At 61.2% G+C, this 20,933-nt stretch carries 16 protein-coding genes; 8 read left to right on the forward strand and 8 right to left on the reverse strand.

Annotated features, from left to right (window positions below; translation table 11 throughout):
- Positions 1 to 403 precede the first annotated feature (403 nt).
- Positions 404 to 1,267, forward strand: coding sequence for a DMT family transporter (locus M5B98_RS12490; protein WP_248742861.1), 864 nt, complete (start codon positions 404 to 406; stop codon positions 1,265 to 1,267).
- Positions 1,268 to 1,324: 57 nt separating this feature from the next.
- Here M5B98_RS12490 and M5B98_RS12495 read toward each other — a convergent pair whose 3' ends face one another.
- Positions 1,325 to 2,233 (reverse strand): DMT family transporter, encoded by a 909-nt coding sequence (locus M5B98_RS12495; protein WP_248742862.1) that lies wholly within the window; start codon positions 2,231 to 2,233, stop codon positions 1,325 to 1,327.
- An 84-nt stretch (positions 2,234 to 2,317) separates the two neighbouring features.
- Positions 2,318 to 3,943, reverse strand: a complete 1,626-nt coding sequence (locus M5B98_RS12500) for a methyl-accepting chemotaxis protein (RefSeq protein WP_248742863.1) — start codon at positions 3,941 to 3,943, stop codon at positions 2,318 to 2,320.
- Positions 3,944 to 4,360: 417 nt separating this feature from the next.
- On the opposite strand from M5B98_RS12500, the gene aceK reads away from it, so the two are divergent.
- The 5 genes from aceK (at position 4,361) to M5B98_RS12525 (ending at position 12,442) form a co-directional block, all read left to right on the forward strand.
- On the forward strand, positions 4,361 to 6,082 hold the full coding sequence (gene aceK / locus M5B98_RS12505; RefSeq protein ID WP_114881824.1) for a bifunctional isocitrate dehydrogenase kinase/phosphatase: 1,722 nt from the start codon (positions 4,361 to 4,363) through the stop codon (positions 6,080 to 6,082).
- 123 nt (positions 6,083 to 6,205) lie between these two features.
- Entirely contained in the window at positions 6,206 to 10,117 is a 3,912-nt protein-coding gene (gene hrpA, locus M5B98_RS12510; RefSeq protein WP_248742864.1) for an ATP-dependent RNA helicase HrpA, read from the forward strand.
- A 212-nt stretch (positions 10,118 to 10,329) separates the two neighbouring features.
- Positions 10,330 to 11,451, forward strand: a complete 1,122-nt coding sequence (locus tag M5B98_RS12515; protein WP_114881826.1) for a beta-ketoacyl-ACP synthase III — start codon at positions 10,330 to 10,332, stop codon at positions 11,449 to 11,451.
- 149 nt (positions 11,452 to 11,600) lie between these two features.
- The gene (locus M5B98_RS12520; protein ID WP_119428711.1) at positions 11,601 to 12,212 is read left to right on the forward strand and encodes an RNA polymerase sigma factor; all 612 of its coding nucleotides are present in this window, start codon (positions 11,601 to 11,603) and stop codon (positions 12,210 to 12,212) included.
- On the forward strand, positions 12,206 to 12,442 hold the full coding sequence (locus tag M5B98_RS12525; RefSeq protein ID WP_248742865.1) for an anti-sigma factor family protein: 237 nt from the start codon (positions 12,206 to 12,208) through the stop codon (positions 12,440 to 12,442). The genes M5B98_RS12520 and M5B98_RS12525 overlap by 7 nt, the downstream gene beginning before the upstream one ends.
- A gap of 136 nt (positions 12,443 to 12,578) precedes the next feature.
- Here M5B98_RS12525 and M5B98_RS12530 read toward each other — a convergent pair whose 3' ends face one another.
- Positions 12,579 to 13,910: a putative porin gene (locus M5B98_RS12530; protein ID WP_114881829.1), complete on the reverse strand. Its 1,332-nt coding sequence runs from the start codon at positions 13,908 to 13,910 to the stop codon at positions 12,579 to 12,581.
- A 280-nt stretch (positions 13,911 to 14,190) separates the two neighbouring features.
- Between M5B98_RS12530 and M5B98_RS12535 the strand changes: the two genes are divergently transcribed.
- Entirely contained in the window at positions 14,191 to 15,315 is a 1,125-nt protein-coding gene (locus M5B98_RS12535; protein ID WP_248742866.1) for a GNAT family N-acetyltransferase, read from the forward strand.
- 16 nt (positions 15,316 to 15,331) lie between these two features.
- On the opposite strand, the gene aqpZ is transcribed toward M5B98_RS12535, so the two are convergent.
- The 5 genes from aqpZ to M5B98_RS12560 all read right to left on the reverse strand — a co-directional run bounded on the left by aqpZ (position 15,332) and on the right by M5B98_RS12560 (position 20,442).
- The gene (gene aqpZ / locus M5B98_RS12540) at positions 15,332 to 16,027 is read right to left on the reverse strand and encodes an aquaporin Z (protein ID WP_248742867.1); all 696 of its coding nucleotides are present in this window, start codon (positions 16,025 to 16,027) and stop codon (positions 15,332 to 15,334) included.
- A gap of 185 nt (positions 16,028 to 16,212) precedes the next feature.
- Entirely contained in the window at positions 16,213 to 18,045 is a 1,833-nt protein-coding gene (locus M5B98_RS12545; protein WP_085710329.1) for an ABC transporter ATP-binding protein, read from the reverse strand.
- Positions 18,046 to 18,133: 88 nt separating this feature from the next.
- Positions 18,134 to 18,697, reverse strand: coding sequence for a peptidylprolyl isomerase (locus M5B98_RS12550; protein ID WP_134825820.1), 564 nt, complete (start codon positions 18,695 to 18,697; stop codon positions 18,134 to 18,136).
- A 3-nt stretch (positions 18,698 to 18,700) separates the two neighbouring features.
- The gene (locus M5B98_RS12555; protein ID WP_248742868.1) at positions 18,701 to 19,504 is read right to left on the reverse strand and encodes an alpha/beta fold hydrolase; all 804 of its coding nucleotides are present in this window, start codon (positions 19,502 to 19,504) and stop codon (positions 18,701 to 18,703) included.
- A 14-nt stretch (positions 19,505 to 19,518) separates the two neighbouring features.
- Positions 19,519 to 20,442, reverse strand: coding sequence for a LysR family transcriptional regulator (locus tag M5B98_RS12560; RefSeq protein WP_007956543.1), 924 nt, complete (start codon positions 20,440 to 20,442; stop codon positions 19,519 to 19,521).
- A 49-nt stretch (positions 20,443 to 20,491) separates the two neighbouring features.
- Between M5B98_RS12560 and M5B98_RS12565 the strand changes: the two genes are divergently transcribed.
- A complete protein-coding gene (locus M5B98_RS12565; protein WP_085710332.1) occupies positions 20,492 to 20,806 on the forward strand; it encodes a 3-phosphoglycerate kinase in 315 nt (104 codons plus the stop codon).
- Positions 20,807 to 20,933 lie beyond the last annotated feature (127 nt).

Below are 20,933 nucleotides of genomic sequence, written 5' to 3' on the forward strand. Positions count from 1 at the left end.
TCAACAGCCTATTCAGCTCTCGCTCATCCGTCGCTACCGGCCCTTTGCCCAACTCATTGCAATCCATGTCGCAGGCTGGTTATAGTCGGCGCTCGTGAGTTCTACGGCTCACCTTTCAATCCCTCAAAAAAGATCAGCCCAGATGCCTGCATCCCTCATCAACGCGGTAGTCGATTCAGCGGTCAACGCTGGCGTCGTGCCGTGCGGGAATCAGCAGCCTGTGCAGATCAGCCATTACCCCCCACCTGTCAGTAGCACGCCGGTGTGCGCAGTCGTATCACCGCCGGGCGTTGGCGTTTCGGGCTGATCAGCGTTTTCTGCTGACCCCTGTGCCCGCCTGAAAAAACCTACTGAATTTCAGCTTCGGCTGAGTTGGCTATTTGCCTGACTACAGGTGGTATTCATGTTTGTCTTTTCGAAAAAGTCCGCGCTCGCGGCGGCGTCCACGAGCCTGTTCGTTCTGCTGTGGAGCAGCGGGGCGATTTTCTCCAAATGGGGGCTGGCCCACGCTTCGCCCTTTGCCTTTCTGCTGATCCGTTTTGTGATTGCCCTGTGCGGGCTGGTGCTGCTGGTGCCGTTGCTCAAGCTGAAACTGCCCAAGGGCGGCCGGCCGATGCTGTATGCGATGGCCACCGGGGTGGTGCTGTTGGGTGCTTATCAGATCTTTTATCTGCTGGCGCTGGACCTGAAGGTCACTCCCGGGGTGATGGCGACCATCATGGGCGTGCAACCGATCCTCACCGTGGTCATCATGGAGCGGCAACGCTCTGCGAGCCGGATCTTCGGTCTGGCGCTGGGGCTGGCCGGTCTGATCATGGTGGTGTACCAGGGCATCGGCCTGGCCGGGATGTCGCTGGCGGGGATGCTGTTCGGTTTGTCGGCATTGGCGAGCATGACGTTCGGCTCGATCATGCAGAAACGCATCACCGACAATCCCCTTGGCACGCTGCCGGTGCAGTATCTGGCAGGACTGTTGCTGTGCGGGATCTTCGTGCCGTTCCAGCCGTTCCACTTCGAGCACAGTGCCGGTTTCATCGTGCCGGTGTTGTGGATGGGACTGGTGGTTTCCGTACTGGCAACGTTGCTGCTGTATCGACTGATCGCCCGGGGCAATCTGGTGAATGTCACCAGTCTGTTCTATCTGGTGCCGGCCGTGACGGCGGTGATGGACTACCTGATCTTCGGCAACCGCCTGGCCGCGTTGAGTGTGTTGGGGATGCTGTTGATCATCGTCGGTCTGGTATTCGTGTTCCGTAAGTCGGAATAACAGCCGCACATAAAAAAGGCCCGGGAGGAAACTCCCGGGCCTTTTTGCATCTGTCGATCAGCGAGTCGCGACTTCTGCCGGCTTTACTGCCGCGGGCTTCAATACCAGCCACAGCGCAATTGCGATCAACACCCCGCCATACACATGGGCCATCGACAGCGGCTCATCCAGAAACAACGCGCCCCACAACACGCCGAACGGCGGGATCATGAAAGTCACGGTCATCGACTTCACCGGCCCGATGGAACTCAGCAGGCGGAAGTAAATGATGTACGCAAACGCGGTGCAGCCCAGACCCAGGCCCAACAGCGACAGCCAGACATTCCAGCCGCCCCAGCTCACCGGCGGCTGGGTAATGACGCTGTAGCCGAACAGCGGCAACAGGAACAGCGTCGCACCGAGCATGCTGCCCAGCGCCGAAAGGCGGCTGTCGAGCCCGCCGGCCTGATCCAGCCAGCGTCGGGCGAGGAAACCGGCGAAACCGTAGCAGGTCGTTGCGAGCAGGCAGGCAACGGCACCCATCAACAGCGGCAGGTCGAACGCGACCGGGCCGGCGCGGGTCAGCACGCCCACGCCGAGCAGACCAAGAAACACCCCGGCCAGTTTGGCCACCGTGAGTTTTTCACTGAAGAACAGCCCGCCGATCAACACGCCCATCAGCGGCGTGGTGGCATTGAAAATTGCGGAGTACCCGGCCGGCAGCACCTGGGCGGCGACGGAGTACAGGGTGGCCGGAACGCCGGAGTTGATCACCCCCAGCACCATTACGGTCTTGAGTTTGCCTTTGAAATCCCAGCTGATGCGCATCAGGCCAAGGATCACCAGCAAACCGACCGCCGCGATCGAGACCCGGAAAAATCCGGTCGGAACGGTGCCGATCGCAGGGGCGATGATGCGCATGAACAGGAAGCTCGCACCCCAGATCGCAGCCAGCGACAACATGCGGAAAATATCGACAGGGCTCACGGGTAACTCCTTCCTTGATGGGGACGAGAGTGTTGCCGAGCGCCCTGACGATGGCAACCGCTAATCGGGCATTTAATTTCCCCGTCAGAGCACGAAGCGCGTCACCAGACCGTTGAGGTCGACGGCCAGGCGCGACAGTTCCTGACTGGCGGCAGAGGTCTGGGTCGCGCCGGCGGCGGTTTGCGTGGACAGGTCACGGATGGTCACCAGGTTTTCATCGACTTCCCGGGCCACCAGCGCCTGTTGTTCGGCAGCGCTGGCGATCACCAGATTGCGCTGGTTGATCTGCGAGATCGACGCGGTGATTTTCTCCAGTGCATGGCCGGCGCTGTTGGCCCGGCGCAGAGTCTGGCTGGCCTGCTCGGCGCTGCTTTGCAACGCGCCGACGGTGGCACCGGTGCCTTGCTGGATGCTGCTGATCATCAGCTCGATTTCTTCGGTGGAGTTCTGCGTGCGCTGCGCCAGCGAACGGACTTCGTCGGCAACGACTGCAAAGCCACGTCCTGCCTCACCGGCCCGCGCCGCTTCAATGGCGGCATTGAGCGCCAGCAGGTTGGTCTGCCCGGCGATGCCGCGAATCACTTCCAGCACCTTGCTGATGTCCTGGGCCTGGGTCGCCAGGCCCTCGGCCTGTTCGGACGCACCGAGCACCGCGCTGACCAGTTCCTGAATCGAACTGATGGTCTCGCTGACCTGCACATGCCCGTGCTTGCTGTCCTCGTTCGAGGCTTCTGACGCTTCGGCGCTGGACACCGCGTTGGCCGCGACTTCATCCACCGCCGTGCTCATCTCGGTGACGGCCGTGGCGGCCTGTTCGATCTGGTCGTTCTGCTGTTGCAGGCCGCGGGTGCTCTGTTCCATCACCGAACTCATTTCTTCGGCGGCGGAGGCCAGTTGCTGGGCCGACTCGCTGATACCGCGAATGGTCGAGCGCAGATTGCCCTGCATCTCGGCCAGCGCCGTGAGCAACTGCGCCGCTTCATCCCGGCCGTCGCTGTCGATGCGGCCGCTGAGGTCACCGGAGGCAATCCGCCGGGCCACGCTCAGTGCCTGATTGATCGGCGCGGTGATGCTGCGGGTCAGCAGCCACGCCAGCAGCAAAGTGGCGATCAGGGCGATGACGATGATTGTCGCGACGATCCACAGTGACTGCTGATAGGTCGCGGCAGCGGATTTGGCGGCGGCATCGGCACCTTGCTGATTGAGGGTGATCATTTGCTCCAGGGTCTTGTCGAGCACGCTGCCCTGAGGCGCCAGTTCAGTGGTCAGTCGCGTGTAGGCCTGATCGTTCTGCCCGGCGTCGATCTGTTTGATGATCTGGTCGAGGATGCTCAGGTACTTGGCGGTGTCGGCACCCAGACCTTCGAGCATCGCCCGTTCCAGATCGTTGGCGAGCAGGGCTTTGTGATCGTCGAGGCGCTTGAGCAACTCCTGACGCTGCGCCGTGAGAATGCCCTTGCTGCGTTCGCGCACAGCGGCCTGGGTACTGGTGATCAGGCGCAGGGATTCGAGGCGGATGCTGGCGATATTCGCCGCTGCGTCATGAATGCTTTCGATGCTGGGCATCCACGATTCTTCGATCACCGCTGCGCTTTCACGCAGGGCCTTCATCTGGCCCAGACCGAACAGGCCCACCACCATCAGCAGACCGGCCAGAACGGCAAAACTCAAACTGGCGCGCAAACCTATGCGCAGATTCCGGATAGACATCAATGTGCTCCTTGAACGTTGAGAAAGAGGGCGTCCTCGTGGGCCGAGGATCTTGTTGTGAGGCGGGTGATGGCGGGCTGTATATCAAAGTGCCATCACCTTGGTAAGGTCACTGCGCAATCAAGGTCACGGGCGATGGACAGGAATGCGCAGACCGGGCAAAGCCGCGGAATAGAGATGTCACGGTATGATTGGATCCGAAACCCAGGGAATTCGCGGGCTGGGGCCGAATGGAGAGAAAGACTGATGGGCGTGTTTGCTGACCGAACGGTCGATTAAAAAAACTTTGATAAAAACTGTGTCGCTGTACAACGCCGTCGCAGATTTGGCAGAAATTACGCTTCTCCTGCCCCCGGTTCCGTGGCTAAGCTCAGGCCTTCGAGCACAGATTCTTCAATTCCCGCAGAGGTCTCATCTATGCCGCAGCAATGGCCAGCCACCGACATCGCCCGCATGATCCTCGATGGCTTTGACGATTACCGCGAGCATTTCCGGCGGATCACCGATGGCGCCCGGGAGCGTTTCGAACAGGCGCGCTGGCAGGACACGCAAACCGCGTCGGCGGCGCGGATCAACCTCTACGAAGACAAGGTCGGCGAAACCGTCGCGCGCCTGCGTGAGCATTTCGAGGCGGACACGCTGATGGAGGTCAGTTGCTGGCCGTTGGTGAAAAGCGCCTACATCAGCATCATCGACCTGCGCTTCGACGATGAACTCTCCGAGACCTGGTACAACTCGATTTTCTGCGGCCTGTTCAGCCACGACCTGATCAGCGACGGCTGCATGTTCATCCATACCACCCGGCCAAGCCTGCGCCGCGCCCGGGCTGCGCAAACCCGCACCTACAAACCGCAAGGGCAGTTGTCGGGCATGCTCGCGAGCATCTTTGCCGATTACCGTTTCAGTGAGGATTACGCCGATCTGCCCCGGGATCTGCAGCGTCTGGAAGCGCAACTGCGCGAGAACCTGCCGGACTGGGTGTGCAAGGACCCGGAACTGAGCGTCGAGCTGTTTTCCTCGGTGCTGTACCGCAACAAGGGCGCCTATCTGGTGGGGCGCATCTACACTAACGACGATCAGTGGCCGCTGGTGATTCCGCTGCTGCACCGCGAGGGGCGGGGGATTCAGATTGACGCGCTGATTACCGACGAAGCCGATGTGTCGATCATCTTCTCGTTCACCCGTTCGTATTTCATGGTGGATGTGCCGGTGCCGGCGGAATTCATCGGTTTCCTCAAACGCATCCTGCCGGGCAAGCACATCGCCGAGCTGTACACCTCGATCGGCTTCTACAAGCACGGCAAATCAGAGTTCTATCGCGCCCTGATCAACCACCTGGCCAATACCGACGACCAGTTCATCATGGCCCCGGGCGTGCGCGGCATGGTCATGAGCGTGTTCACGCTGCCGGGCTTCAACACCGTGTTCAAGATCATCAAGGACCGCTTCTCACCGTCAAAAAACGTCGACCGCGCCACGGTGATCGAGAAATACCGGCTGGTGAAAAGCGTCGATCGCGTCGGGCGCATGGCCGATACCCAGGAGTTCGCCGATTTCCGTTTCCCGTTGAGCAAGTTCGATCCGGCGTGTCTGGCGGAATTGCTGGAGGTCGCACCGTCCACGGTGTCGCTGGAAGGCGAAACCGTGCTGATCCGCCACTGCTGGACCGAACGCCGGATGACTCCGCTGAACCTGTATCTGGACAACGCCAACGAAGCCCAGGTGCGCGAGGCGCTGGAGGACTACGGGCTGGCGATCAAGCAACTGGCGGCAGCCAACATCTTCCCCGGCGACATGCTGCTGAAGAACTTCGGCGTCACCCGCCATGGCCGGGTGGTGTTCTACGACTACGACGAGATCTGCTTCCTCACCGAAGCCAACTTCCGCCACATCCCGGCACCGCGCACGCCGGAGGACGAAATGGCCTCCGAACCGTGGTACTCGATCGGTCCGCTGGACGTGTTCCCCGAGGAGTTTCCGCCGTTTCTGTTTGCCGACTCGGCGCAGCGCAAATTGTTCGATCAGTTGCATGGCGAGCTGTACAACGCCGATTACTGGAAGGGGTTGCAGGAGGCGATCAGGGCTGGAAAAGTCATCGACGTCTTCCCATATCGGCGCAAGGGCCTGGATAACGAATAAAGCCACCGCAAGCAGCAAGCTACAGGTCCCGCTTTCAACTTGCGGCTTGTAGCTTGGCGCTTGTAGCTGCTTTTCTGCGACAATCGCGTCCTTGCGCCACTAGACGACCGAATTGCGTACCCGATGACCGACGAATCGCCCTCCATCGACAAACTGCTGAAAAACCTCGATCACGCCATGCTCGCCGACCGCCACCGGCTGCGGCGGCAGTTGCTTGAGCTGCGCAAGAAACCCGACGAGGCCAAGCTGGCCCAGTGGGTGGCGCGCATGCAGGCGTCCTGCGATCAGGTGCTGGCGCGCAAGGCCAGCCTGCCGGTGATCCGTTACGACGACAGCCTGCCGATCGCGGCCAAGCGTGACGAAATCAAGAAGGCCCTGGAAAAGCATCAGGTGCTGATCATCGCCGGTGAAACCGGCTCGGGTAAAACCACCCAGTTGCCGAAAATCTGCCTGGAAATCGGTCGCGGCCAGCATGGCCTGATCGGCCACACCCAGCCTCGGCGAATCGCCGCACGCAGCGTGGCCAGCCGGGTTGCCGAAGAACTCGGTACGCCGCTGGGCGCGCTGGTCGGTTATCAGGTGCGCTTCGAGGATCAGAGCGATGCCAACACCCTGATCAAACTGATGACCGACGGCATCCTGCTGGCGGAAACCCAGAACGACCGCTACCTCGAACGCTACGACACGATCATCGTCGACGAAGCCCACGAACGCAGCCTCAACATCGACTTCCTGCTCGGTTACCTGAAAACCCTGCTGCCGCGTCGCCCGGACCTGAAAGTCATCATCACTTCGGCGACCATCGATCTGGAGCGTTTCTCCACGCATTTCGACGATGCGCCGATTGTCGAAGTGTCGGGCCGCACCTTCCCGGTTGAAACCTGGTATCGCCCGCTGACCCTTGAGCAGGATGAAGAGGGCAACCGCGTCGAGGACGACCTGACCGTGGATCAGGCGATCCTCGCCACCCTCGACGAAATCGCCGCTTACGAGCGCAGCGAACGCCGCAGTCCTGGCGACGTGCTGGTGTTCCTGCCGGGCGAACGCGAGATTCGCGACGCCGCCGACATGCTGCGCAAGGCCCAGCTCAAACACACCGAAATCCTGCCGTTGTACGCGCGCCTGTCGCCGGCCGAGCAGCAGCGGATTTTCCAGTCCCATCCGGGCCGTCGCGTGGTGCTGGCGACCAACGTCGCCGAAACCTCGCTGACCGTACCGGGCATCCGTTACGTGATCGACAGCGGCACCGCACGCATCAGCCGCTACAGCTACCGCGCCAAGGTCCAGCGCCTGCCGATCGAAGCGATTTCCCAGGCTAGCGCCAACCAGCGTAAAGGTCGTTGCGGCCGGGTCGAACCGGGTATCTGCGTGCGCCTGTACAGCGAAGAGGATTTCCTCGGTCGCCCGGAATTTACCGACCCGGAAATCCTGCGCACCAACCTCGCCGCCGTGATCCTGCAGATGCTGCATCTGCGCCTCGGCGAGATCACCGCGTTCCCGTTCATCGAGCCGCCGGACGGCAAGGCGATCAGCGACGGTTTCAATCTGCTGCAAGAACTCTCGGCGGTGGATCGCAACAGTCAGCTGACCCCGCTCGGTCGCCAGTTGGCGCGCCTGCCGGTGGACCCGCGCATGGGCCGTATGCTGCTGGAAGCGGCGAAACTCGGCAGCTTGCAGGAGGTGCTGATCGTTGCCAGCGCCATGTCGATTCAGGATCCGCGCGAGCGTCCGCCGGAACGTCAGCAAGCCGCCGATCAGGCCCACGCGCAATGGAAGGATGCCGATTCGGACTTCGCGGCGCTGGTCAATCTGTGGCGTGGCTTCGAAGAACAGCGCCAGGCGTTGACCGCCAATCCGCTGCGCAACTGGTGCCGCAAGAATTTCCTCAACTATCTGCGCTTGCGCGAGTGGCGCGATTCCCATCGCCAGTTGAGCCTGATCTGCCGCGACTTGCAGTTGAGCCTGAACAAAGAGCCGGCGGATTATCCGAAGCTGCACAAGGCTGTGCTGGTCGGTCTGCTCAGCCAGATCGGCCAGAAAACCGAGGACGGCGACTATCTTGGCGCCCGTCAGCGGCGCTTCTGGATTCATCCGTCATCGGGCATCGGCAAGAAGCGCCCGCAGTGGGTGATGACCGCCGAACTGGTGGAAACCACCAAGCTCTACGCGCGGATGGTGGCGAAGATCGACGCCGACTGGATCGAGCCGCTGGCCGGGCACCTGATCAAGAAGAACCATTTCGAACCGCACTGGGAGAAGAAGCGCGGTCAGGTCGTCGCATTCGAACAGATCACCCTGTTCGGGCTGATCGTGGTCGGTCGCCGACCGGTGCATTACGGGCCGGTTGATCCTGTGGTTTCGCGAGAGCTGTTCATCCGCGAAGGCCTGGTGCGTGGCGAAATTCAGTCCCGGGCCAAGTGCCTGACCGCCAACAAGCAATTGCTCGAACAACTCGACGAACTGGAAGCCAAGGCCCGTCGCCGGGACATTCTGGCCGACGAGGAAACCCTCTACGCGTTCTACGATGCGAGACTGCCGGCGGAGATTCACCAGACCGCGACCTTCGACAGTTGGTATCGGGTCAACAGCCAGAAAGACCCACAACTGCTGATCATGCGCGAAGAGGACGTGCTGGCCCGCGAAGCCAGCGAAGTCACCGCCCAGCATTACCCGGACACCCTGCACATCGGCGATCTGGAACTGGCGCTGAGTTACCACTTCGAACCCAATCACCCACGCGATGGTGTGACCCTGCGCGTGCCGGCGCCGCTGTTGCCGATGCTGCCGCCGGAACGTCTGGAATGGCTGGTGCCGGGGCTGATCGAGGCCAAATGCATCGCGCTGGTGCGCAACCTGCCGAAGGCCCTGCGCAAGAACTTCGTGCCGGTGCCGGACTTTATCAAGGCTGCGTTGCAACGCATGACGTTCGCCGAGGGTTCGTTGCCGCAAGCGTTGGGTCGTGAGCTGCTGCGCATGACCGGTGCGCGGGTCAGTGATGAGGCCTGGGCCGAAGCGGCGCAACAGGTCGAAAGCCATCTGCGGATGAACCTGGAAATCGTCGACGGCCAGGGCAAGTTCCTCGGCGAAGGCCGGGATCTGGCGGAGTTGACGGCGCGTTTCGCCGAGGCCAGTCAGGCCGCACTGGCTGTGCCGCAGAGCGCGAAAAGTCAGCAACCGGTGGAGGCCAAGGTCTTCGCGCCGGTTGCGGAAAAGACTCAGCAGAAGATCGCCGGGCTGTCGATGACGGTCTATCCGGCGCTGGTGGAAGAGGGCGGCACGGTCAAGGAAGGGCGCTTCTCGACCCCGGCCGAAGCCGAATTCCAGCACCGCCGCGCCTTGCAGCGCCTGCTGATGCAGCAACTGGCCGAACCGGCCAAGTTCCTGCGCGGCAAGTTGCCGGGCCTGACCGAACTGGGCCTGCTGTATCGCGAACTGGGCCGGGTCGATGCATTGGTGGAAGACATTCTGCTGGCCAGCCTCGACAGCTGCATTCTTGATGGCGAAGACCCGTTGCCTCGCGACGGCGCAGGGCTGGCCGCACTGGCCGAGCGCAAACGCGGCAGCTGGACCGAGCATGCGGAGCGCGTGGCGCGTCTGACCCTGGAAATCCTCAAGCTCTGGCACGGTCTGCAAAAACGCTTCAAGGGCAAGATCGATCTGGCTCAGGCGGTGGCGCTTAACGACATCAAGCAGCAGCTCAGCCATCTGGTGTATCCGGGTTTTGTCCGGGAAACACCGATGCTGTGGCTCAAGGAGCTGCCGCGTTATCTGAAGGCCGTCGAGCAGCGTTTCGAGAAACTGGGCGCGCAGGTGCAGAAGGATCGGGTCTGGAGCGGCGAACTCGCCGGCCTCTGGACGCAATACCAGACCCGCGCCGCCAAACATGCCCAGGAAGGCAAGCGCGATCCGCAGCTTGAGCTGTATCGCTGGTGGCTGGAGGAGTATCGGGTTTCGCTCTTCGCCCAACAGTTGGGGACGAAAGTGCCGATCTCCGACAAGCGCCTGAACAAGCAGTGGAGTCAGGTCGAGGCCTGACCTCCGATCCTGCAAAAGGCGCCAAATGCCAAGGTTTATGGCAAACTTCGCGCCTATAAACGCCGGCCCCGCGGTTTTGAGCCTTGTCAGCCGCGGGCGAGGTCGGAATAAAGCGATGCCAGGTTTTTGCGTCCCCTCTATGGGAATAGACCCTTTGCGTGTTGGCACGTCGGTGCCAGCACTTTCTGCCTGAACAGATTAGAGAAACGACCATGCATAACGTCGTCATCAGCGGCACCGGCCTGTACACCCCGGCCAACAGCATCTCCAACGAAGAGCTGGTGCAGTCTTTCAATACCTACGTCGCGCAGTTCAACGCGGACAACGCCGACGCCATCGCCAGCGGCGAGATCCAGGCCCTGACCGAATCCAGCGCCGCGTTCATCGAAAAAGCCTCGGGCATCAAGAGCCGCTTTGTCATGGACAAGGACGGCATCCTTGATCCACAACGCATGGCGCCACGCCTGCCGGAGCGTTCCAACGATGAATGGTCGGTGCTCTGCCAGATGGCCATCGGTGCTGCCGAGCAAGCCTTGCAGCGCGCCGGCAAGACCGCCGCCGACATCGACGGCGTGATCGTCGCCTGCTCCAACCTGCAGCGCGCCTATCCGGCCATCGCCATCGAAGTCCAGGAAGCACTGGGCATCCAGGGTTTCGGTTTCGACATGAACGTTGCCTGCTCGTCGGCGACCTTCGGCATCCAGCAAGCCGCCAACACCGTGCAACTGGGCCAGGCCCGGGCGATCCTGATGGTCAACCCGGAAGTCTGCACCGGTCACCTGAACTTCCGCGACCGCGACAGCCACTTCATCTTCGGTGACGCCGCCACCGCCGTCGTCATCGAGCGTGCCGATACGGCAACGTCGAAGCACCAGTTCGACGTAGTCAGCACCAAACTGCTGACCAAGTTCTCCAACAATATCCGCAACAACTTCGGCTTCCTCAACCGCGCAGCGGAAGAGGGCATCGGTGCCCGCGACAAACTGTTCGTGCAGGAAGGTCGCAAGGTGTTCAAGGACGTCTGCCCGATGGTGGCCGAACTGATCGGCGAGCATCTGGAAGAGAACAAGCTCAACGTCGGTGACGTGAAACGCTTCTGGCTGCACCAGGCCAACCTGAGCATGAACCACCTGATCGTGCGCAAGCTGCTGGGCCGCGAAGCGACTGAAGAAGAAGCCCCGGTGATCCTCGACACCTACGCCAACACCAGTTCCGCCGGTTCCGTGATCGCGTTCCACAAATATCAGGACGATCTGGCGGCCGGTTCGTTGGCGGTGCTGAGCTCGTTCGGTGCCGGTTATTCGATTGGTAGCGTGATTCTGCGCAAGCGCTGAGATTGAGGTTAATTTCCTCTTAACCGCGTTGATCTTTCCTACAGCCGGATCAGCTGTAACGCTGTAATTTTCGACGTTGACGGCAGGATGGTGTGTTGCGCGCCATCCTGCCGTTATCATTTTCGAAGTCAGGAAAAGGGGATTGAGGGATGGCGGTTGACGACACCCAACTGCTGGCACGTTTGCTGGCCGGTGAGCAAAAGGCTTTCAAGGAACTGGTCACGACCTACCAGAGCGCCATGCGCGCCGTGGCCTATGCGATTGTCGGTCAGCGTCATGTCGAGGAAGTGGTGCAGGACGCCTGGCTGTCGGTGGTGCGCCATATCGGCAGCTTCGAGGGACGCTCCAGTCTCAAGACCTGGCTGCTGACCATCACCGCCAACTCGGCCAAGGGCCGTTACAAGCAGAACCGCCGCGAAGTGCTGATGGATGATCTGCCATCGCCCCATGGCACCATCGACGACGACCGCTTTTCCCCCGGCGACGGCCACTGGCTGATCGCACCGTTCGCCTGGCATCAGGACACGCCAGAAGCGCTGCTGACCGAAAATGAACTGCGCGAATGCCTGGAACACACGCTGCTCAGCCTGTCAGAACTGCAAAGCAGTGTGCTGTTGCTGCGCGAGCGTCAGGGCCTGGAGCTGGAAGAGATCTGTAATCTTCTGGAGATCTCGCTCTCCAATGTCCGTGTGCTGCTGCACCGGGCACGTTTGAAGGTCTTCGCGACCGTGGAACATTTTGAGGAGACAGGCGAATGTTGACCTGCAAGGAGCAAGTGGCACGATCCAGCGATTATCTCGATGGCCAGCTGAGCTTTCGCGAGAAACTGATGGTGCGTCATCACCTGATGTTCTGCCCCAATTGCCGGCGTTTCATTCGTCAGATGCGTTTGATGCAGGCGACATTGCGGGTGATGCCGGAGAAACCGGATGAGGGTGTGGATGCGTTGGCCGAGCGGCTGGCGGCGCAACGGCGCAAAGACAATTCCTGAGACAAAAAAACAGCCCGGCGTAACAGCAGCGAACGGATGATGGGGATCGCTGCTGCGGCGCCGGGCTGTAGGAGAAAAGCAGCTTCAGGCTACAAATGAGGCATTCACTGGTTGCCTGAAGCTTGTCACTGCGGTGTTAGAACTTGGCTTCAGCATCCAGTTGCAGGGTGTTGATGTCGGAGTCGGTCTTCTTCAGGCTGGCGTTGGTGTAGTCCGAGTTAGCCATGAAGTAGGTGGCGCCGAGGGTGAAGTTCTTGTCCAGCTCGTAGCTCACTTTCAGCTTGCTGCCGCGGGAACCGGTGTAGCCGTTGGCGAAGTCGGAGTCGGTAAAGGCACCCACCACCGCGTTACGCTGTACGTCGCGGTAGTTGTAGTCGATGCCGAAGCCGTAAACCTTGGTCTTCACGCCGGCCAGCCAGCCAGTGTCCTGGTCGTTGCTGGCGTCGTTGTTGTTCACGTACTGACCGTAGATCGACAGCGGAACCGGCAGGTTGGCGATGTCCAGTTGACCGAAGCCTTCATACAGTTTGAAGGTTTCGTTCGGGCTGTTGCCGTTGACGGCCAGGGCGCATGGCGCAGTCACGGTGCCGCTGGTAGGGCAGGCGCTGTCCTTGTCGTTGTCGTAGGAGTAGATGCTGCCGCCCAGGGTCAGTTTCAGGCTGTCGGTCAGTGCGAAACGACCGCCCAACTGGCCAGCGTACAGACGCAGGTCGTGCTTGAACTGCACGCCTTCGCCGTCGACGTTGTCCTTGAGGGTGTAGTGACCGGCGCTACCGAACAGTTCGGCGCTGCCGTTCAGCGGGTACTTGTAGGTGACGGCCAGGCCTTCCGGGTTGATGTCGCTGTCCCAGATGATGTCGCCCATGCTCACCCAAGGCTGGTTCATCTTACCGGCGATCAGGTGCAGGTTCTTGACCGCGTCAGGGTGGTAGTCGACGTAGCCCAGGTCGAGCCAGATCTGCTTCTTGTCGAAGTAGTTGTTCAGGTCCTGGTTGGTGGAGCGGGCGTCGTCGCTGCTGCCGGTGGCGATACGGATACCGGTGTCCACCTGCGGGTTGATTTCGGTGTAGGCACCCAGACGGGCACGAATGCGCTGACGGTCCTGGTCCTTGGCGTTCGGTACGCCATCGTTCTTCACGGTTTCCTGACGGAAACGTACGTCACCCTTGAACTGGGTCTTGGCAGCCCAGGCCAGCTTCTGGTCGAAGCTGCTCAGCTCGTTGGTTTTCTTCGCGGTTGCCGCGATTTGCTCGTTGGTCTCTTGCTGCGCCTGCTGCGCGATTTGCTGGGCCTTCTGATCCTGGGCCAGTTCGGTTTGCAGTTCTACGTACTGCGCCTGGGTGATGGAACCGTTAGCCTTGAGCATGTCGAGCAGTTTGGCGTCGACTGCGGCACTGGCCGGAACACTCATGGCCAGCAACAGGCCACCGCACAGGGCCGCCGCAGTTTTCGTGGAAGCAAGACGCATAGCAATCTCCGAAGATGAGAGGGATGGCTGAACCATCCTGGGCACAACCGACGATTTGAACGTCGGAAAACTGTGTCCGGGTAGAACCCGGCGCTCTAAAAACAGGCGCCAGTATCGCGATGGTTTATGACAGAGCAGTGGCACGGTGATGGCAGGTTGATGACGATACAAAACTTGCGTGAACTATTGATCTAGAGCGCTGTCGCGCAATCGGGCGTGGGCAAGACAGGGCCGATCAGCGATACTCGCGAGGCTTTCAGGGCCAAAAGTGGAGAGGAAAATGCCGTTGCAGCGCCTGCAAAAACTGTCGGAAATCGAACCGGCACTCTGGGATGCACTGGTGCCGGACAACCAGCCGTTTCTGCGCCATGCCTTCCTCGGCGCGCTGGAAGACAGCGGCAGTGTCGGCCCGCACACCGGCTGGCAGGCGGAGCATTTGCTGCATGTCGAAGACGGTCGTCTGATCGCGGCGCTGCCTGGTTATCGCAAGTGGCATTCCTATGGCGAATACGTCTTCGATCACGGCTGGGCCGATGCCTGCGCCCGTGCCGGCATTGATTACTACCCCAAGTTCTTGAGTGCGGTGCCGTTCAGCCCGGTCACCGGGCCGCGCCTGTTGGCGGCGAGCGTCGAGGACGGATTCGAACTGCTCAAGAGCCTGCCGGGTTATCTGGAAATCGAAGAACTCTCCGGCGCCCACATCAACTTCACCGATGCCTTCACCGATGCCGCCATGGCCGAGCAGCCGGGCTGGCTGCAACGCATCGGCTGTCAGTACCACTGGCAGAATCGCGGCTATCGCGACTTCCAGGACTTTCTCGACGTGCTCAGTTCACGCAAGCGCAAGCAGATGCGCAAAGAGCGCGAGCAAGTGGCGGGACAGGGCTTCGAATTCGAATGGCTGGAAGGGCGAGAGCTGGATGAGGCGCAGTGGGATTTTGTCTACGCCTGCTATGCCAACACTTATGCGGTGCGTCGTCAGGCACCGTACCTGACGCGAGAGTTCTTCAGTCTGCTGGCCGAGCGCATGCCGGAATCGATTCGTGTCGTGCTGGCCAAACAGGGCTCAAGGTCGGTGGCGATGGCGTTCAGCCTTGTGGGTGGCGACAGTTTCTACGGGCGTTACTGGGGATGTCTGGCCGAGTACGACCGGCTGCATTTCGAAACCTGTTTTTATCAGGGCATGGACTACGCGATTGCTCAGGGTTATCAGCGTTTCGATGCCGGCGCCCAGGGCGAGCATAAGTTGATTCGCGGCTTTGAACCGGTGATCACTCACTCCTGGCATTACCTGCGCCATCCCGGCCTGAAAGCTGCCGTGAAGGATTTTCTTCAGCAGGAACGCGCCGGTGTGCTGGCCTATGCGGAAGAGGCGAGGAGCGCCTTGCCGTATCGGCAAGCCTGATCCTCGCCCGCTCTCCTCAGGTTTCTTCCTTGCCCAGCCAGCGATAGACCACACCGCCGACCACCGCGCCCAGCAGCGGCGCGACCCAGAACATCCACAACTGCGCGATGGCCCAGCCGCCGACCATCAGCGCCGGGCCCGTGCTGCGGGCCGGATTGACCGAGGTGTTGGTCACCGGAATCGAAATCAGGTGGATCAGCGTCAGGGCCAGGCCGATGGCGATCGGTGCCAGTCCCGCAGGGGCGCGTTTGTCGGTGGCGCCGAGGATGATCACCACGAACATCGCGGTCATGACCAGCTCGGTGATGAACCCGGAGGCCATGGAGTATTTGCCCGGCGAGTGCTCGCCATAACCGTTTGAAGCAAGGCCGGCGGCGATGTCGAAACCCTCCTTGCCGCTGGCGATGTGATACAGCAGCGCCGCTGCCAGAATCCCGCCGATCACCTGGGCGATGATGTAGGCGGGCAGTTCTTTGGCCGGGAACCGACCACCGACGACCAGACCGACCGACACGGCCGGGTTGAGATGACAGCCGCTGATGTGGCCGATGGCAAACGCCATGGTCAGCACCGTCAGGCCAAACGCCAGGGCGACCCCCAGCACGCCGATCCCCACAGGTGAAGACGCGGCGATCACCGCACTGCCGCAACCACCCAGCACCAACCAGAACGTACCCAACAACTCCGTGGCTGAACGTTTTAACAGAGACATGAGAGAGTCCTTGATAGACGCGCTATCGAGACTGCATCGAGTTGTGCTTCCTTGCAATTACGACAGGTTCATCTCCAGAGCCTTCGCTGAGTACAGCAGGGAATGCGGGGATTTCCAGCAGCCATGAAAAAACCGCCAGAGCCCGTAGTGAAGGGGCTGTGGCGGTTTTTTCGTTTGTCGCAGGATCAGTCGATGCCGACAAACCCTCCGGTCTGGTGCGCCCATAGCCGTGCGTACAATCCGCCGTGGGCCAGCAGTTCGGCATGGTTGCCGGTTTCGGCGATCTTGCCGTTCTCCAGCACCACCAGCCGGTCCATGCGGGCAATGGTCGAGAGACGGTGGGCAATGGCGATCACGGTCTTGCCCTGCATCAGGGTTTCCAGGCTTTCCTGGATTGCCGCTTCGACTTCCGAGTCCAGCGCCGAGGTCGCTTCGTCCATGATCAGGATCGGCGCGTCCTTGAGCAGCACCCGCGCAATCGCGATCCGCTGGCGCTGGCCGCCCGACAGCTTCACCCCGCGCTCACCGACATGGGCATCGAATCCGGTGCGTCCTTCGGCATCCGACAGCAGCGGAATAAACTCGTCGGCCCGGGCCTTGCGCACCGCTTCCCAGAGTTCGGCGTCGGTGGCGTCAGGCTTGCCGTACAGCAAGTTGTCGCGGATCGAACGGTGCAGCAGCGAGGTGTCCTGGGTGATCATGCCGATCCGTGCGCGCAGGCTTTCCTGGCCGACTTCGGCGATGTTCTGGCCGTCGATCAGGATCCGCCCGCCCTCGACGTCGTACAGCCGCAGCAACAGGTTGACCAAGGTCGATTTGCCGGCGCCGGACGGGCCGATCAGGCCGATTTTCTCACCGGGTTTGATGGTCAGGTTGAGGTCGCCGATGATGCCTTTCTTCTTGCCGTAGTGAAAATCCACGTGCTCGAAACGCACCTCGCCACGGGCCACGGCCAGTGGTTTGGCCTGTTCGCGGTCGGTGACGCTGACCGGTTGCGAGATGGTCTGCAGGCCGTCCTGGACCATGCCGATGTTCTCGAAGATGCCGGTGACCACCCACATGATCCAGCCGGACATGTTGACGATGCGGATCACCAGGCCGGTGGCCAGGGCGATGGCGCCGACGCTGATCACCGATTGCGTCCACAGCCACAGTGCCAGACCTGTAGTGCCGACGATCAGCAGGCCGTTCATGGTGGTGATGGCCACGTCCATGCTGGTGACCACGCGGCCGGCCAGCTGGGCTTTTTCGGTCTGCTCCTGAATCGCTTCGCGGGCGTAGTGCTGTTCGAAGTTGGTGTGGGCGAACAGCTTCAGGGTGGCGATGTTGGTGTAGCCGTCGACGATGCGGCCCATCAGTTTCGAGCGCGCGTCGGAAGCAGCGACGGAGCGGTCCTTGACCCGTGGCACGAAGTAGTAGAGCGCGCCGATGTAGGCGGCGATCCACGTCAGCAGCGGGATCATCAGGCGCCAGTCGGCTTCGGCGAACAGCACCAGCGAGCTGATCGCATAAATCAGCACATGCCACAACGCATCCACCGCCTGCACCGCGGAATCACGCAGCGAGTTGCCGGTCTGCATGATGCGCTGGGCGATGCGCCCGGCGAAGTCGTTCTGGAAGAAATTCAGGCTCTGCTTGAGCACGTAACTGTGGTTCTGCCAGCGGATGAGGCTGGTCATGCTCGGGCTCAGGGTCTGGTGCACCAGCATGTCGTGCAGGGCCAGGAACAGGGGTCGCAGGAGCAGGGCCACCACGGCCATCCACGCCAGTTCGGCGCCATGCACCTTGAAGAAATCGACGTTCGGCGTGCCTTGGGCAAGGTCGATGATGCGGCTCAGGTAGCTGAACAGCGCCACTTCGATCAGGGCACCGAACAGGCCGACGATCAGCAGGGCGGCGAAACTCGGCCAGACCTGCTTCAGGTAATAGGTATAGAAGGGCAGAACACGATCCGGCGGGGATGCCGTAGGCGCGTCACGGAATATGTCGATCAGTTGTTCGAAACGGCGATAGAGCATCAGATAACCGCCCGGAGTACGGGCTCTCCTTTTATCAGTGTGAGCGGCGCAGTTTTAAGCTGCAGCCGCTCGATATGCCCTGTAAAGCTTAGTCGATGCGCTTGGCCGACTTGATGATCACAGGGTCGACAGGCACGTTTTGCATGCCCTGTTTGGTGGTGGTCTGGGAGTTGACGATGATGTCGACCACGTCCATGCCCTTGACCACTTTGGCGAACACCGCGTAACCGGCGTCGCGGCCCGGATCGAGGAACGCGTTGTCGGCAACGTTGATGAAGAACTGGCTGGTGGCCGAGTTCGGATCGGAAGTGCGGGCCATCGACAGGGTGCCGCGAACGTTGTGCAGACCGTTGCTGGCTTCGTTCTTGATCGGTGCCTTGGTTTCTTTCTGTTGCATCTGCTGGGTGAAGCCGCCGCCCTGGGCCATGAAGCCCGGGATCACGCGGTGGAAAATGGTGTTGGTGTAGAAACCGCTGTCGACGTACTCAAGGAAGTTCTTGGTACTGATCGGCGCCTTGACCGGATCCAGCTCGATTTCGATGGTGCCGTTGGTGGTCACCAGTTCGACGTGGGGCGCCTTGGCCGGCGTGGCAGCCATCAGGTTGGCGGCGAACAGCACGGTGCCGGCGGCGAGGGCGAGTTTTTTCAGCATGGTTCAGTGATCCTGAGGGTGAATATCGGCTGTGGCGAGAAACGCCAGCAGCGTTTGATTGAAGCGTTCGGGTTGATCGAGCGGGGTGGCGTGGCGCGAATCGGCGATCACCACCAGCCGCGCATCGGGCAGCAGTCTGACATAGGTTTCTTTCAGCGAGACGGGGGTGTAGTCCCGGTCGGCGCTGACGACGAGCGTTGGACAGGAGATCCTCGAAAGTCGTTCCTGAACCCCCCAGCCAACAATCGCATCGAAGCTGGCGAGATAAGCACGTTTGTCGTTTTTTGCCCAGCGCTCGGCCATTTTCTGGCGCAAGTCCGCCTGCTCCGGTTTGGGGAACAGCTTGGCGCCAAGGGCCTTGCCGATGGTGGCCAGGCTCAGCAAACGCATCAGGCTCCAGCGCTTGAACCACTGCCAGTAGTCGTCGCGACTGCGCACCTTGACCTCGGGCGCGCTGTTGACGATGGTCAGGCTCTTGAGCATCTGTGGTTGATCGACAGCGAACTGGAAGCCGATCATGCCGCCCATGGACAGCCCGGCGTAGTGCACCGGGCCGAGCTTCAGGTGTTCGATCAGGGCGACGATGTCCGCACTGAACCCGGCAATGCTGTAGCGCTCGCGGGGCTTGTCGGAGCGGCCATGACCGCGCACGTCCGGGACGATCACCCGGTATTGCGCGGCCAGTGCCGGAATCTGCAATTCCCAGTCCAGCGTGCTGGAGCCGAGCCCGTGAACCAGCAGCAACGGATCGCCGTGGCCATATTCCTCGTAGTGCAGGTTGCAGCCTTCATGCTCGAAATACGCCATCGGTGAACTCCGTGTCAGGCTTGTTCGGGGGCGGCGAACGGTGCGTCCAGCGGCAAGGTGTCGAAGGTACGCAACAGTTCGACGAGGATCTGCGAGGCCGGGCCCAGCGGTTTGTCCTTGTTCGAATACAGATAGAAACTCGGATTGCGGCTGCCGCCCTGATCCAACGGTAGCAGCTTGAGCAGGCCTTCCTTCAATTCACGTTCGATCATGTGCCGTGGCAGCCAGGCAAAGCCCAGGCCGCTGGAAACGAAATTGGCGGCGGTGGCGAGGCTGCCGACGGTCCACCGCTGCTCCGCACCGAGCCAGCCGACATCCCGGGGTTGCTGGCGGCCGGAGTCGCGGATCACCACTTGCATCTGGGTTTCCAGGTCTTGGAAATTCAGTTCACGGTTCAGCCGATGCAGTGCGTGTTCGGGGTGGGCGACGGCGACGAATTCCACGTCGCTCAACTCCGCACCGAGGTAACCGGGAATGCTCAGGCCGGTGATCGCCAGATCGGCCACGCCTTCGAGCAACACCTCCTCGACACCCGACAGCACTTCTTCACGCAGACGCACGCGGCAGCCACGGCTTTGCGGCATGAATGCGGTCAGCGCACGAACAAGGCGGGCGCTCGGGTAGGCGGCATCGACCACCAGCCGTACTTCGGCTTCCCAGCCTTGCTCCATGTGATGGGCGAGGTCTTCCAGTTGGCTGGCCTGTTTCACCAGTTGTCGCGAACGCCGCAGCAATACGCCGCCGGCTTCGGTGAGCACAGCCTTGCGGCCGTCGATGCGCAGCAACGGCACGCCGAGCTGATCCTGCATACGGGCGACGGTGTAGCTCACCGACGATTGCGAACGGTGCAACGCTTCGGCGGCCTGGGCGAATCCGCCGTGGTCGACCACTGCCTGCAACGTTCGCCATTGATCGAGGGTCACGCGGGGCGCTTTCATCGATAGCTCCTCTTGTCCTAAGCTGGCGATCCCTCATGGAGACTGCCGAATGAAAAAGTTCTGTTGTGTGGTACTGGCGCTGCTGCCGCTGACCGCGTTTGCGTATCCGATCGATGTGCAGAAGAATCTCAATGGCCTGAAGATCGACTACGAGTCCTTCGATACCGATAAAGACATCGGCTCCATCCGGGTCGCCAACTACGGCGAAGTCGACGCGGTCTGCAAAGTCGTGTTCAGCAATGGCCCGGAAGCGCCGCGCACCCGCAATATCGAAGTGCCGGCCGGCAAACACACCAACGCCACCGCCAAGTTCTCCCGCGAGATCATCAAGCTGCGCGTCGAGCTGAGCTGCAATCCGAAATAGCGGTTTTGCCTCTCTGTGGGAGCGAGTCAGCCCGCTCCTGCAGGTGTAGCTTGCATCTAAACGAATATTTCGATGGTTTGCAGCAATTATTTGCGCTTTTTCATCGATGCGACTCTGTTTAACCTTC

Origin of the sequence: Pseudomonas sp. MWU12-3088 (assembly GCF_023242405.1) — a bacterium.
Classification (GTDB): Bacteria; Pseudomonadota; Gammaproteobacteria; order Pseudomonadales; family Pseudomonadaceae; genus Aquipseudomonas; species Aquipseudomonas kribbensis.

Bases quoted from the DNA above. Each gene is read 5' to 3' on its own strand.
- M5B98_RS12490 (WP_248742861.1), top strand. From the start codon at position 404: ATGTTTGTCTTTTCGAAAAAGTCCGCGCTCGCGGCGGCGTCCACGAGC.
- M5B98_RS12500 (WP_248742863.1), bottom strand. From the start codon at position 3,943: ATGTCTATCCGGAATCTGCGCATAGGTTTGCGCGCCAGTTTGAGTTTT.
- aceK (WP_114881824.1), top strand. From the start codon at position 4,361: ATGCCGCAGCAATGGCCAGCCACCGACATCGCCCGCATGATCCTCGAT.
- hrpA (WP_248742864.1), top strand. From the start codon at position 6,206: ATGACCGACGAATCGCCCTCCATCGACAAACTGCTGAAAAACCTCGAT.
- M5B98_RS12515 (WP_114881826.1), top strand. From the start codon at position 10,330: ATGCATAACGTCGTCATCAGCGGCACCGGCCTGTACACCCCGGCCAAC.
- M5B98_RS12520 (WP_119428711.1), top strand. From the start codon at position 11,601: ATGGCGGTTGACGACACCCAACTGCTGGCACGTTTGCTGGCCGGTGAG.
- M5B98_RS12525 (WP_248742865.1), top strand. From the start codon at position 12,206: ATGTTGACCTGCAAGGAGCAAGTGGCACGATCCAGCGATTATCTCGAT.
- M5B98_RS12530 (WP_114881829.1), bottom strand. From the start codon at position 13,910: ATGCGTCTTGCTTCCACGAAAACTGCGGCGGCCCTGTGCGGTGGCCTG.
- M5B98_RS12535 (WP_248742866.1), top strand. From the start codon at position 14,191: ATGCCGTTGCAGCGCCTGCAAAAACTGTCGGAAATCGAACCGGCACTC.
- aqpZ (WP_248742867.1), bottom strand. From the start codon at position 16,027: ATGTCTCTGTTAAAACGTTCAGCCACGGAGTTGTTGGGTACGTTCTGG.
- M5B98_RS12545 (WP_085710329.1), bottom strand. From the start codon at position 18,045: ATGCTCTATCGCCGTTTCGAACAACTGATCGACATATTCCGTGACGCG.
- M5B98_RS12550 (WP_134825820.1), bottom strand. From the start codon at position 18,697: ATGCTGAAAAAACTCGCCCTCGCCGCCGGCACCGTGCTGTTCGCCGCC.
- M5B98_RS12555 (WP_248742868.1), bottom strand. From the start codon at position 19,504: ATGGCGTATTTCGAGCATGAAGGCTGCAACCTGCACTACGAGGAATAT.
- M5B98_RS12560 (WP_007956543.1), bottom strand. From the start codon at position 20,442: ATGAAAGCGCCCCGCGTGACCCTCGATCAATGGCGAACGTTGCAGGCA.
- M5B98_RS12565 (WP_085710332.1), top strand. From the start codon at position 20,492: ATGAAAAAGTTCTGTTGTGTGGTACTGGCGCTGCTGCCGCTGACCGCG.